This window comes from Cognatundibacterium aquatile (assembly GCF_014699135.1).
Taxonomy (GTDB): Bacteria; Pseudomonadota; Gammaproteobacteria; order Burkholderiales; family Burkholderiaceae_D; genus Undibacterium; species Undibacterium aquatile.
In genome coordinates this window covers 343,696-357,064 of sequence record NZ_JACOFT010000002.1, presented here as the reverse complement: position 1 = coordinate 357,064, position 13,369 = coordinate 343,696, and the positions used below count along the sequence as shown (strand labels likewise).

Sequence of the window (13,369 nt, the reverse complement as noted above, 5' to 3'; positions counted from 1 at the left end):
TCAGCTCCTGGAACATAATTGAAGTAAATCTGCTTCTGTCAAAACAGCGACACCTAATTCTCTTGCCTTCACTAACTTGCTGCCTGCCTCTTCACCAGCCACAACATAACTGGTCTTTTTCGACACTGATCCTGCCACCTTGCCACCTGCCGCTTCAATCATGGCGCTCGCCTGATCGCGCGTTAATGTCGGTAAGGTTCCAGTGAGGACAAATGTTTTTCCGGCAAATATGCCCTCATCTTCTGCAGCCTGCGGCAACTGCTGCAGCAATTCCTGCGCTATTTTTTCCAGTTCCAGCAAACGCCGCCGGTTTCCGGGAAGTGCCAGCCATTGCATCAGCGCCGCATGCACATCCGACGGCAAACCAAGATCAGTAAAACCGTCATCCCCCAATGCTGCCAGATTCTTCATCGACATGCCGCGATCTTGCAATTGTTTGCATCGGGTTGCCGTCAGCTTCGGGATATCCAACGCTGCCAGCAACACTGCAAATTCGAGGCGCTCACGCAATTTCGCACTGGGCGCATGTTCGTCTTTTGGTACAACATCCGCCTGCAAAAGAGCGTCCAGCGCCTGCTGATTTTTAGGTTCCGCAAAAAAATCAGCGATCGCATCAGCGACGATTGCGCCGATATCCGGTAAGACACGTAATAAGGCTGCCGGAGCGTGGCGTATCAAAGCAAGTTGCCCCAACCAGTCAGTCAGCGTTTTCGCCGTCGATTCGCCGACATGCCGAATGCCAAGTGCAAACAATAAGCGATCTAAAGACGGCTGCTTGCTGGCCGCAATCGCAGCAAGTAAGTTTTCCGCCCATTTTGTGGCGATTTTCCCTTGCTGAACAGTTTCAGGCGTGATGCCGTCGCGTTCATCTGCCCGTTGTTTCATTTCCAGCAGATTATCCAGCGTCAGCTTGTACAAATCGGCAATGCCATGCACATAGCCGAGTTCAACCAGATTTTCGATGTAACGTTCACCCAGGCCCTCAACATCCATCATCCGACGACCAGCGAAGTGACGAATCGCCTCTTTTCGTTGTGCGGAACAAAACAAACCACCAGAGCAACGTGCGATTGCCTCCCCTTCTTCCCTGACCACGTGAGAACCGCATACAGGGCAGGTTTTCGTCATTTCGAATACGGCCGGCGCAGGCTCAGGGCGACGCTCCAACACGACAGCAACCACTTCCGGAATCACGTCACCGGCACGTCGTACGATCACAGTGTCACCGCTCCGCACATCCTTGCGTCTGACCTCATCTTCATTGTGTAAAGTGGCGTTGGTGATTGTGACACCGCCGACAAATACCGGTGCCAGCCTTGCGACTGGCGTCAATGCACCAGTACGACCGACCTGAATATCAATTCCCTGCACCACGGTCATCGCTTCTTCGGCTGGGAACTTATGCGCCAGCGCAAAGCGCGGGGCACGTGACACGAAGCCCAATTCCGTCTGCTGGGCAAAATCGTTGACTTTATAAACGACGCCGTCAATTTCATAAGCCAGCGCAGGACGCTTCTGTTGTATCGCACGATAAAAATCGAGCAAACCAGAGGCACCGCTCACCAAGGCATTTTCATCACAGACAGGAATGCCAAGATCGCGGTACCACGCCAGCAGCGCGCGATGCGACGCGGGTAACTCAACCCCGTCAAGCGCACCAATGCCATAAGCAAAAAAACGTAAATTACGCTGCGCAGTGATTTTGGAATCGAGTTGACGCAAACTGCCGGCGGCCGCATTGCGTGGATTGGCAAATTCTTTAGCCCCTGCATCACGCTGGCGCTGATTCAATTTTTCGAAGTCGCGTTTAAACATCAGAACTTCACCACGCACATCCAGCAATGCTGGCGGGTGCGGCGTATTCAGCCGTAACGGTATGCTGCGTATGGTGCGGATATTTTCCGTCACATCTTCGCCGGTAAAACCATCGCCACGCGTTGCAGCCTGCGTGAAAACGCCATCGACATAGCGCAGATTAATAGCGAGACCATCAAACTTCAGATCAATCGCATACTCAATCTCGTTACTGGCGTTTAATCCTTCGCGAACCCGCTTATCAAACCCAAGCACGTCTTCATCTTCAAAGCCATTGTTCAGCGACAGCATAGGAACTGCGTGCTGCACCTGGCCGAATTCAGGCAAGGCCTGCCCACCGACACGCAAGGTCGGCGAGTCGGCTGTTCTTAAGTCAGGGAAATCCGTTTCGATTTTTTGCAGTTCAGCGAATAATTTATCGTATTCACTATCAGGAATAGTCGGCTGATCCTGCACATAATAGGCATGACTGTGGCGCTCAATTTCACGACGCAAGTAAGCAGATCGCTCAGCCACCGTCGCGAAGGATGGTTCAGTTGGCGCTCCAAATAAATCATTTTGCATGAAACAGAACTGCCAGCTTAACTGAATAAACGTTGCGCGCGTACTGAACCGGCAGGAATCTGCGCCTCTGCCATCGCTGCATAGAATTCATTGACTTGTCCTGCGATTTCATCCAGGGCTGCTTTTGAAATCGGCTGATTGCCATCATCCACGACCGTGCCGCCAAGGCGGGTCGCCAATGAACGAGCGCACGCTGCCATCGCACCGAAACCATCGCGGGACGGCGCAACGCAAGGCACATCCAGCAACAAGGTCAGGCGCGATGTTAAGGCTTCGCTGACGCCGACATTGGTTGACAAGGTAAACAGACTGCCGCCATCGCCGTCTGGCATCATCAGGCGTCCGTCCGGACGCTGATCAAATCCCATTTTTTCCAAAGCAGCGATCAGCGTATTAAGTGCCCAAGCAGCGCCGGTGGCAGCCACATTGACACTCAATTGCGCATCGTGTTCAGCCACGAACTGATGTAATTCTCGCGCATGAGAAATCACGGAGTTCATGTCTGGAATATCAGGGTGGGCATTCAGGTTATCGGCAATCGCACGCAATTTCATGACGAACTCAGAATACTCAAGCTCATTCAATGCGCCGCTGCGACTGACCATCTGTATGCCCGCAAACAAGGTGGTGTATGCGCCGCCGATGGCAATCACATCGCGCTCGCCGCTATGAGTCTGACCAATGAAGTGCACTGGCTTTTTACCGACATACTTAAGGTCTGCAATTTCTGCCAGAATTTTTTCGCCACGGACAGGCGTATCAAATTCAAGCGGAATCACGCAATCTATCAGTTCATCAACCGGTAATTCTTTTTCGACAGAAACTGTTTTCGCATCCTCATTGACTTCTGCAGCTAGTTCCGACTCAACACTGTCTGTCAATACCGGTTCTGCCGGGCGAGTAACAGGGATGTTTTCATCAGCAAAAACAGGTTCATGTCTTTGCGTGACGTCTGCGGGCAGATCAGGATTGAGCAATACGTCATCCTGCCCGTCATCGAACGCATTTTCGACGGTTTTCTTGGCTTTGTATTCCTGCCATTTATTAAAGGCGACCACACCAACGACCAAAGTACCGCTGATAGCTAATAAACTTAATTGTAGATCTGTCATGCTGCTTGCGCCTCAGTAGCAAAATTGACGGCGGACTCCATATCCACCGCCACAATTCGGGAAACCCCCTGTTCCTGCATGGTGACACCAATCAGTTGCTGTGCCATTTCCATTGCAATCTTATTGTGGGAGATAAATAAAAACTGGGTATTGGACGACATGCGTTTCACCATATTACAGAAACGCTCGGTGTTTGAATCATCTAAAGGCGCATCCACCTCATCCAGCAGGCAGAATGGTGCAGGATTGAGCTGAAACATAGAAAATACCAGCGCCGTCGCGGTCAAGGCTTTTTCGCCACCGGACAGCAGATGTATCGTCGCATTCTTTTTACCCGGAGGCTGCGCCATCACCTGCACACCGGAATCGAGAATTTCATCACCGGTCATGATCAGTTTTGCCTGACCACCGCCGAATAAAATCGGGAACAGCTCGGCAAAGTGATGATTGACCTTATCAAAGGTATCTTGCAGTAGTTCACGCGTTTCAATATCAATCTTTTGAATTGCATCTTGCAAGGTGGTGATTGCCTCGGTCAGATCGGCGTGCTGTGCATCCAGGAATGTTTTGCGCTCTTTCGCCTGCACCAGCTCATCCAGTGCCGCCATATTCACTGCGCCCAATGCGGCAATCGCATTATTCAGACGCGTCACCTCACCTTGCAAATAAGAAGGTTTCAGATCTGCATGCAGTTTCTCTGACAATGCGGCTTCATCGACTTCAAAATTGCGCAATTGTTCGTCGTATTGTTCTTGCGCGAGGCGCGCTGCCTGCTCTTTCAACTGCAACTCGACGATGCGGTCGCGTTGTGGCTGCAAGCCGCGTTCAGTCTGCGCTTTATTGTCTTCATACTGGCGTAACTGCTGCGTCAGCTGATCCAGCTCATGCCGAGCATCCGCCAGTGCACGCTCCTGATCGCTGCGACGATCCAGCAAATCCTGCAAACCCGCCTGCGCAGTCTGGTCATCCATCGATTCCAATTCCAGCTGACCTTGCTGCATGCTGGCAAATAATTGTGCAGATTGCTCCAGCGCTGTCGCAATATTGCGACGCATTTCTTCCATTTTACTGCGGTGCGATTTTTCAGCGAAAGCAGCTTCCTGCGCCGCCAGTTCAAGATCACGCAAACGCTGGCGCGCCTGATTCAATTGCTGTTCTTTTTCCAGATACGCCGTCTGCCCTTCTTCATGCGACTCCTGCAACTCGGCCAGCTCCATATCGAGCATTTCAAACTTCTGCTCGGACTCGGCTCTGGCCTGTTGTTGCTCGCTTTCCTGCGCGGCGATTTCGGCCAGATCAGTGCTGATCTGTGTGCTGCGCTGATTAAAGCGTTCCTGCACTTCAGCCAGTTTCATGTATTCAATCTGCAGACTATGTGTCGTTTGCGTCAGTGTGCCAACGCGCTGACGTAATTCCTGCAACTGCTGAGTCGCCTGGCTATACACAGATTCAGCGCGAACCGAGCGCGCTTTCGCTTCATCTGCGAGCAATTGTCTGGCGCGGCATTGCTTACTTATATTGTCGATTTCCTGCTGACGCCCGAGCACGCCATCCTGCTCGGAATCCGAGGCATAAAAACGCACACTGGAGCGGGAAATCACATGGCCTTGCTTAGTAATAAAGGACGCGCCCGGCGGCAACTTCACACGATCAATAAAGGCAGACGCGACGTCTTCAGCGACGTAAATCTGATGTAACCAGTCCTGCATCAGACTGCGGATACCGGCATCGTTCAACTGCAACAGGCTGATGAAAGGTTTTAAACCAGACACCGCCGACGGCTGATCTGCCAATATCTGCGGACTGTACACTGCCAGCTTTGCTGGCGGAGCATCATTAAAAAATGCTTTTGCCCAATCAAGATTGGACATCTCCAGCGAGGCGGTACGCTCACGCAAGACAGATTCCAGCGCCGTTTCCCAGCCGGCTTCAATATTCAGCTTTTGCCATAGCTTAGGCAAGCGTCCAAGTTCGTGTTTTTCCAGCCAGGGCTGAACTTTCCCTTGTGTTTGCACTTTTTCCTGCAACTGCTTTAATGCCAGCAGGCGTGCTTCAAGTTGCGCTAATTCAGCGGCATCCTGATTCACCTGCTGCTGCGCCTGTTTGCGTTCGTCTTCGAGCACAGGCAAACGTTCCTGTGCTTCTTCGAGTTGCATACTCAACTCTTCCAGCATTTGTTTTTTTTCTTCTAGCTGGAAAGACAAATTATCCAGATGACTGGAGTCTGGCATCGCCAGACCCTGTTTTTCCTGCGTCAGGCGCTCTTTACGCGACGCCAGCGTGTTCAGAATATTCGAAGCATTACGCTGATGCGCGGATTCCAGTTCAATCTGCTGCTGCATCTGCATAATCCGGGCACGGGATTCGGTCGTTTTCAGTTGCGACTCACGCCACACCTGCTCCATCGCAGGCAAAGTATCCTGTTGAGATTGCGCCGTTTCCGATGCCTGCTCTGCGCGCATCGCCAGTTCTTCCACTTGAATTTCGGCTTCTGAAAGCTCGTCTTGCAGTTGATGACTCTGACGTTGCCACTGATCACGCTGGGCAGTCAGTGAATGCAGCTGCGATTGCAGACGACTACGCGATTCAATCACGAACTTAATCTGCGCCTCAAGGCTGCCGATTTCAGCATTCGTCTGATACAGATGCCCCTGTGCCTGATGCATGTGATCGCCGACCGCGTAATGTGCCTGACGCATTTGCTCGAGTTCGAGCTCTACGTGACGCAACTTAGCTGTTTGTTCTTCCAGATCGAGCTGAGTTTTTTCTATTTCAGCAAAATATTTCTTTTGTTCATTGGCGGCTTCATTCTTACGCAGCAGCCATAATAATTTTTGCTTTTCTTCCTGATCGGATTGCAGCTCGTGAAACTTATTCGCAATCACTGCCTGCGCTTCCAGTTTTTCCAGATTGTTGTTCAGCTCACGCAAAATATCTTCGACGCGCACCAGATTTTCATGCGTATCGTGAATGCGGTTTTCGGTTTCGCGGCGACGCTCTTTGTAGCGGGAAACCCCGGCGGCTTCTTCGAGGAAAATACGTAATTCTTCCGGGCGAGCTTCGATGATCCGCGAAATCATGCCCTGACCGATGATCGCGTAGGCGCGCGGCCCCAGGCCGGTACCGAGGAAAATATCCTGAATGTCGCGGCGGCGAACTGGCTGACCATTGATGTAATAAGTGGAAGTGCCGTCCCGGGTCAGTGTTCGCTTAACGGCGATTTCACCATACTGACTCCATTGCCCCGCCGCTTTGCCCAGACTGTTATCAAACACCAATTCGACTGAGGCACGACCAGCAGGCTTTCTGTGGGTGGAACCGTTAAAAATAACGTCCTGCATGGATTCGCCGCGCAACTCTGATGCTTTTGATTCGCCCAGCACCCAGCGCACCGCGTCGATGATGTTCGATTTGCCGCAGCCGTTTGGCCCGACAACACCGACCAACTGACCTGGCACCTGAAAATGAGTGGGTTCAACGAAAGATTTGAATCCCGACAATTTAATAGAAGTTAATCGCACTTAATGAAATATTATTATCGTTTGCAGACAAACCCGTCACTGCTCTCAGACACCTTGCAAGGCACCACCACCAAGCCTTGCCAGTACCTGACTATCAGCCCAGCATCATACCATTTGATCTGTGGAATTTTCATACCTGAAGTTTAAGAAATCGCTAACTTTAACTTTATTTTGTGAGAATTCTTACAAATTAGCGTGATGAAATATCCTCAAAGCCTGCCTCTGAAGAATCTGGCAAAGGCTATAATACGAAATTCTGTCAATTCAGTATCAGGCAAACGTATGCTGGTCATGATATTGCGCAATAAATCCGGTGAAAGCAAATATTGCCTCAAAATATTGCTTCACTAAGGCAGCGACCTGAGACTTTTCCGTATTGATAACGAATCTAAAAATGCACTTTCATCCTCACCTCGCCAAGTTACAACCGTATCCTTTTGAGAAACTCAAACGCCTGTTTGCTGATGTCACACCCAATCCCACTTACACGCCCATCAGCCTTGGTATAGGTGAACCGAAACACCCTACGCCTGAATTCATTAAACAGGCACTGATCGCCAATATGGCCGGACTGGCAAGTTATCCGGCAACGACTGGTTCTGATGCGTTGCGTAAGTCGATTTCAGAATGGGCGGCGCGCCGCTACGCGATTCCGGCGCTCAATCCGGCAACACAGATTTTGCCGGTGAACGGCTCACGTGAAGCCTTGTTCTCGCTGACGCAAACGATCATCAATACTGAAGAATGTCAGGACGGGCTGCCACTGGTATTGTGTCCGAATCCTTTTTATCAGATTTATGAAGGTGCAGCTTATTTGTCCGGCGCAGAGCCGTATTTTGCGAATGCGGATCCACAACGCAATTTTGCCCCGGATTACAAAAGCATTCCGGAAGACATCTGGAAACGTGTGCAGTTATTGTTTATCTGTTCGCCGGGCAATCCTACGGGTGCCGTGCTGAATCTGGACGACTGGAAAGAATTATTTGAGCTATCAGATCGCTATGGTTTTGTGATTGCGGCTGACGAATGTTATTCCGAGATTTATTTTAAGGAAGAAGCACCTTTAGGTAGTTTACAGGCGGCGCAGCTATTGGGACGCCCTGATTACCAACGACTGATCACTCTGTCGAGTTTATCGAAACGCTCTAACGTACCTGGTATGCGCTCCGGTTTTATTGCTGGCGATGCGGAAATTATTAAAAAATTCCTGCTGTATCGCACCTATCACGGCAGTGCAATGAGCCCGATGATACAGGCCGCATCGGTGGAAGCGTGGAATGATGAAACCCATGTGGAAGAAAACCGCGCCAAGTACGTCAAAAAGTTCGCCCAGATCACACCGCTGTTGCAAGAGGTTCTGGATGTGCAATTACCCGATGCCGCCTTTTATTTATGGGCCAAAGTTGATCACCTGAAAGGTATCAGCGACACCGAATTCGCACGACGCTTATACCAACAATATAATGTGACGGTCTTACCCGGCAGTTATCTCGCCCGCGAAGCTCACGGCATCAATCCGGGACAAAACCGCATACGCATGGCGCTGGTCGCCGAAGTCGGCGAATGCCTGGAAGCAGCGCAGCGCATCGTCGCGTTTTGCAAAGACCTGCGCAACGAATAATACTGAATACAGCAGACACACAAATTCAGGCACATTTAAAAATACTTTTACATTCATTCATTTCTTTAAAAGAAGATCACCATGACACAACAATTACAGCAAATCATCGATCAGGCATGGGAAAACCGCGCTGACTTTTCACCGAAATCTGCGCCTGCAGAAATCCGCGATGCTGTTGCGCACGTACTGAGCGAACTGGATGCCGGCAGCCTGCGCGTTGCGCAAAAAATCGATGGTCAATGGCATGTCAATCAATGGGTAAAAAAAGCGGTATTACTGTCGTTCCGACTGGAAGACAATATCTGCATGCCGTCCGGCGATCACATGCAGTTTTTCGATAAAGTACCGACCAAGTTTGCGAATTACACAGCCGAAGATTTCGCTAAAGGCGGCTTCCGCGTCGTACCGCCAGCAGTTGCCCGCCGTGGCAGTTTCATTGCTAAAAACGTGGTGCTGATGCCTTCGTATGTGAATATCGGTGCATATGTGGATGAAGGTGCGATGGTTGATACCTGGGCTACTGTCGGTTCCTGCTCCCAGATCGGCAAGAACGTGCATTTATCCGGTGGCGTCGGTATTGGCGGCGTATTGGAGCCTATGCAAGCAAATCCTACTATCATCGAAGACAACTGCTTCATCGGTGCCCGCTCTGAAATCGTCGAAGGCGTGATCGTCGAAGAAAATTCCGTGATCTCTATGGGCGTATATATCGGCCAGTCAACCAAGATTTACGATCGCGCCACTGGCGAGGTCAGCTATGGCCGCATTCCTTCCGGTTCTGTTGTCGTTTCCGGCAGCCTGCCGTCGGCGGATGGCAAATACAGTCTGTATTGCGCGGTGATCGTTAAACGCGTTGATGCACAAACACGCTCCAAAACCAGCATCAATGAATTATTGCGCGGCGCTTAATTCGTTGATGGACTGACTAATAAACAGGTTTGGGTCTTACCATTTATTGAAAGAAGAAATTAGCCGGGTCACGATGGTGGTCCGGCTAATTTACTCTCAGAAAAGGAATCATCATGGCGGCAATGGAACGTTTATTTCAGCTGATGAAAGAAAAACATGCGTCAGACATGTTTTTTGCCATCAATTCACCTGTGCATTTGAAGATTAATGGCAATCTGCTGCCGATTAATCAGCAAAAAATGGATCAGGCAAATATTCTGTCTTTGTTGGCAGAGGTGGTTTCCGCCGAACACCTCGCCACACTCGAACGTGAAAATGAGCTCAATATCGGTATCGGTGCACCAGGTATCGGTCGTTTCCGTCTTTCCGCGTTTCGCCAACGTGGTTCTTTTTCAGCTGTATTCCGTTTTGTACCGGGAAATATTCCGGCGCTGAACACATTGAATTTGCCGCCTGTATTACCCGAACTGATCATGGAAAAACGCGGCCTGATCCTGGTTGTCGGTGCGACTGGCTCAGGTAAATCGACCACCATTGCCTCGATGCTGGATTACCGCAATGAAGTCAAAACAGGCCACATCCTGACCATCGAAGATCCGATTGAATACCTGTTTCACAGTAAAAAATCGATCGTCAATCAGCGCGAAGTCGGCACCGATTCCGACAGCCTTGAAACGGCATTAAGAAATTCCTTACGTCAGGCACCGGATTGTATTTTGATTGGTGAGATTCGCGATCTGAATACCATGATGTCGGCGATTGCGTATGCGCAGTCCGGCCATCTGGTATTGGCGACCTTGCATGCAAACAATAGTTATCAGGCGCTGAACCGTATCATCAGTTTCTTCCCTATGGAAAACCGCTCAGCCTTATTGCTTGATCTGGCATCCTCTATCCGGGCGATTATTTCTCAACGCCTGATTCGCTCGACGGATGGCGGTCGCTGTCCCGCAATCGAAATCATGCTGAATACCCGTTATGTTTCCGAGCTGATCGAAAAAGGCGATATTTTCCAGATCAAAGAAGCGATAGAAAAGAGCTTGTCGCCAGGTTCGCAAACGTTTGAGCTGGCATTGATGAAACTGATTAAACAAGGCCTGATCAGCAAAGAAGAAGGATTGGCAAATGCAGACTCCGCCAATAACTTGTTGTGGCTGTTGAATAATGAAGCCTCAGGCACGCCTCAGCCGCAACCCGAGCCAGAGCCAGAAGAAAGAGAAGAAGCATCTTTCACTGAATTTACCCTGAACGCATAAAGCCAATACACGCAACATGACACAAAGCCGCACATATTCAGTCACAGTTTTTGGCATTCCGAATTGCGACACCGTAAAAAAATCCCGCGTCTGGCTGCAGGAACAGGCAATTGATTTTGTTTTCCATGACTTTAAGAAACAAGGTCTGGATCAACACACGATCGAACAGTGGTTGCAACACCTGAGTCTGGACGTGCTGATCAACCGCAAGGGAACAACCTGGCGTGCGCTGAGTGATGAACAAAAAAGCGCTGCCAGCAATCGTGAACACGCGATCAGCCTGATGCTGAGCCAGCCATCGCTGATCAAACGCCCGGTACTGCAAATCAGTCAGGGGCAGCAGATACAACATGTATCGGTTGGTTTTTCCACCGCACAGTTTGAAGATATTTTTAAAAAATAATGATGAGTAAAACCCTCGCCCTTACCGAACAACTGATCGCACTCGATTCAGTCACGCCCGAAGATAAAGGTTGCCAGCGCACGCTGATTTCCCTGTTAGAACCGCTGGGTTTTCATTGCGAAACCATACAATCCGATGACGTTACCAATCTCTGGGCACGTCGCGGCAATACTCAGCCTTTGGTCGTCTTCGCTGGCCATACCGACGTTGTGCCGACCGGCCCGGTGGCACAATGGCAATCGGCACCATTCACGCCGACCCATCGGGATGGGAAATTGTATGGACGTGGCGCGGCCGATATGAAAACCTCGATTGCCGCCTTTGTGGTGGCGACCGAAGAATTCATCGCCGCTCATCCTGATCATCAGGGTTCGATAGGTTTTCTGATCACCAGCGATGAAGAAGGTCCGGCCACCGATGGCACGGTTGTCGTCTGCGAGCAGCTTAAAGCCCGTGGCGAGCAGCTGGATTACTGCATCGTCGGCGAACCAACCTCTGTCGATGTGCTGGGCGACACCATCAAAAATGGTCGGCGCGGCACCATGTCGGGAAAACTGACAATCAAAGGTGTGCAGGGGCACATCGCCTATCCGCAATTAGCCAAAAACCCTATCCATCTGTTCGCGCCGGCAATGGCAGAACTGGTGGCGGAAGTCTGGGATGAAGGCAATGAATATTACCTGCCGACATCGTGGCAAATGTCGAATATGCATTCTGGCACCGGCGCATCGAATGTGATCCCGGGTGACGCTGTCATCGATTTCAATTTCCGCTTTTGCACTGCCAGCACCGCTGAAAGCCTGCAGCAACGGGTGCATGCGATTCTCGATAAACATGGCCTCAGTTATGATCTGAAATGGACGATAGGCGGCCATCCTTTCCTGACGCCGAAAGGCAATCTGAGTGATGCGCTGGCAGATGCGATTCGCGCCGAAACCGGCGTAGAGACCGAATTATCGACGACCGGCGGCACCTCCGACGGCCGTTTCATTGCCAAAATTTGCCCGCAAGTGGTAGAGTTCGGGCCGCCGAATGCCAGCATTCATAAAATCGATGAACACGTAGAATTACGCTACATCGACCCTTTAAAGAATATTTACCGCCGTACTTTAGAAAATCTGCTGAAATAAATTTCAGTAATTTCAGCAGAAAAATCACCGTGCATCCGCCTGAATCCGTCACAGCAACGACACCATTCAGGCGATGCCATGGCAAGAAAGAATCCTATGACGACACCCGCCTCTACTTTTAAAACCCTGCGCGATTTGTTGCGTTATGCAGTCAGCCGCTTCACCAAAGAACAACTGTTTTTTGGTCATGGCAGCAGCAATGCGCTGGACGAAGCCGCCTATCTGTTACTGCATACGCTGCATCTGCCACTGGATAAAATCGAGCCGTTTTTAGACGCCAATTTATTGACCTCAGAGATCGACGCCGCCCTGCGCGTGATAGAACGCCGCGCCACTGATCGCGTGCCAGCATCATATCTGACCAATGAAGCCTGGCTGGGCACGTATAATTTCTACGTCGATGAACGCGTGATCGTGCCGCGTTCCTTCATTGCTGAATTAATTCCTGATCACTTTTCACCATGGGTCAGCGATCCCGACAATATCAGCAACATCCTCGAACTCTGTACGGGTTCCGGCTGCCTCTCTATCATGCTGGCGGACATGTTCCAGAACGCGCATGTCGATGCGATTGATATTTCAGCCGATGCGCTGGCCGTTGCCGAACGCAATGTCAGCAAATATGAATTGCAGGATCGCATCACGCTGATCGCATCCGATCTGTACACCAATGTGCCGGATAAAAAATACGATCTGATCATTACGAATCCACCGTACGTGAATTCCGGCTCTATGGATAAACTGCCACAAGAATACCGGCATGAACCACAAATCGCGCTGGCAGGGGGCGATGATGGCATGGATCTGGTGCGTAAAATTGTTGCTGGCGCGGCGCAGCGCTTGACGAAAAATGGTTTGCTGATGGTAGAAATCGGCAATGAACGCGCGTTTGCAGAAGCCGCTTTCGCCGATCTGAATATGACCTGGTTATCGACCAGTGCCGGTGACGATATGGTATTTCTGGTCGAAGCGCACGATCTGGCAAAGTTCACCGCCTGATGCAGATGCTCGCCGCCAGGTCAGTATTCCGGCGGCGAT

The 13,369-nt window shown here is 50.6% G+C and carries 9 protein-coding genes; 6 read left to right on the top strand and 3 right to left on the bottom strand.

From position 1 onward, the window contains the following. Genes ligA through smc form a run of 3 tightly spaced genes read right to left on the bottom strand, consistent with a single transcriptional unit; the run spans window position 1 to window position 7,012 of the window. Window positions 1-2,379: an NAD-dependent DNA ligase LigA gene (ligA, locus tag H8K26_RS05995; protein WP_190478098.1), complete on the bottom strand. Its 2,379-nt coding sequence runs from the start codon at window positions 2,377-2,379 to the stop codon at window positions 1-3. Between the two features lie 17 nt (window positions 2,380-2,396). Further along, a complete protein-coding gene (locus H8K26_RS05990) occupies window positions 2,397-3,491 on the bottom strand; it encodes a cell division protein ZipA C-terminal FtsZ-binding domain-containing protein (RefSeq protein WP_186885356.1) in 1,095 nt (364 codons plus the stop codon). Continuing rightward, window positions 3,488-7,012 carry a chromosome segregation protein SMC gene (gene smc / locus H8K26_RS05985; RefSeq protein ID WP_190478096.1) on the bottom strand — a complete coding sequence of 1,175 codons (3,525 nt, stop codon included), beginning with the start codon at window positions 7,010-7,012 and terminating at the stop codon, window positions 3,488-3,490. The genes H8K26_RS05990 and smc overlap by 4 nt, the downstream gene beginning before the upstream one ends. Window positions 7,013-7,406: 394 nt before the next feature. On the opposite strand from smc, the gene dapC reads away from it, so the two are divergent. From dapC to prmB, 6 genes are all read left to right on the top strand, one after another. Beyond that, on the top strand, window positions 7,407-8,633 hold the full coding sequence (dapC, locus tag H8K26_RS05980) for a succinyldiaminopimelate transaminase (RefSeq protein ID WP_190478094.1): 1,227 nt from the start codon (window positions 7,407-7,409) through the stop codon (window positions 8,631-8,633). Between the two features lie 81 nt (window positions 8,634-8,714). Further along, window positions 8,715-9,542, top strand: a complete 828-nt coding sequence (dapD, locus tag H8K26_RS05975) for a 2,3,4,5-tetrahydropyridine-2,6-dicarboxylate N-succinyltransferase (RefSeq protein ID WP_190478092.1) — start codon at window positions 8,715-8,717, stop codon at window positions 9,540-9,542. Window positions 9,543-9,655: 113 nt separating this feature from the next. Then, on the top strand, window positions 9,656-10,798 hold the full coding sequence (locus H8K26_RS05970; RefSeq protein WP_223826872.1) for a PilT/PilU family type 4a pilus ATPase: 1,143 nt from the start codon (window positions 9,656-9,658) through the stop codon (window positions 10,796-10,798). A gap of 16 nt (window positions 10,799-10,814) precedes the next feature. After that, complete coding sequence (locus tag H8K26_RS05965; RefSeq protein ID WP_190478090.1) at window positions 10,815-11,201, top strand: arsenate reductase; 387 nt, start codon at window positions 10,815-10,817, stop codon at window positions 11,199-11,201. 2 nt (window positions 11,202-11,203) lie between these two features. Then, a complete protein-coding gene (gene dapE / locus H8K26_RS05960; protein ID WP_190478088.1) occupies window positions 11,204-12,331 on the top strand; it encodes a succinyl-diaminopimelate desuccinylase in 1,128 nt (375 codons plus the stop codon). Window positions 12,332-12,409: 78 nt separating this feature from the next. Next, a complete protein-coding gene (gene prmB / locus H8K26_RS05955) occupies window positions 12,410-13,330 on the top strand; it encodes a 50S ribosomal protein L3 N(5)-glutamine methyltransferase (protein WP_223826871.1) in 921 nt (306 codons plus the stop codon). The last annotated feature ends 39 nt before the right edge of the window (window positions 13,331-13,369 follow it).

Coding starts and splice junctions, on each gene's coding strand:
- H8K26_RS05965 (WP_190478090.1), top strand. CDS start 10,815: ATGACACAAAGCCGCACATATTCAGTCACAGTTTTTGGCATTCCGAAT.
- dapE (WP_190478088.1), top strand. CDS start 11,204: ATGAGTAAAACCCTCGCCCTTACCGAACAACTGATCGCACTCGATTCA.
- H8K26_RS05970 (WP_223826872.1), top strand. CDS start 9,656: ATGGCGGCAATGGAACGTTTATTTCAGCTGATGAAAGAAAAACATGCG.
- H8K26_RS05990 (WP_186885356.1), bottom strand. CDS start 3,491: ATGACAGATCTACAATTAAGTTTATTAGCTATCAGCGGTACTTTGGTC.
- dapD (WP_190478092.1), top strand. CDS start 8,715: ATGACACAACAATTACAGCAAATCATCGATCAGGCATGGGAAAACCGC.
- prmB (WP_223826871.1), top strand. CDS start 12,410: ATGGCAAGAAAGAATCCTATGACGACACCCGCCTCTACTTTTAAAACC.
- ligA (WP_190478098.1), bottom strand. CDS start 2,379: ATGCAAAATGATTTATTTGGAGCGCCAACTGAACCATCCTTCGCGACG.
- dapC (WP_190478094.1), top strand. CDS start 7,407: ATGCACTTTCATCCTCACCTCGCCAAGTTACAACCGTATCCTTTTGAG.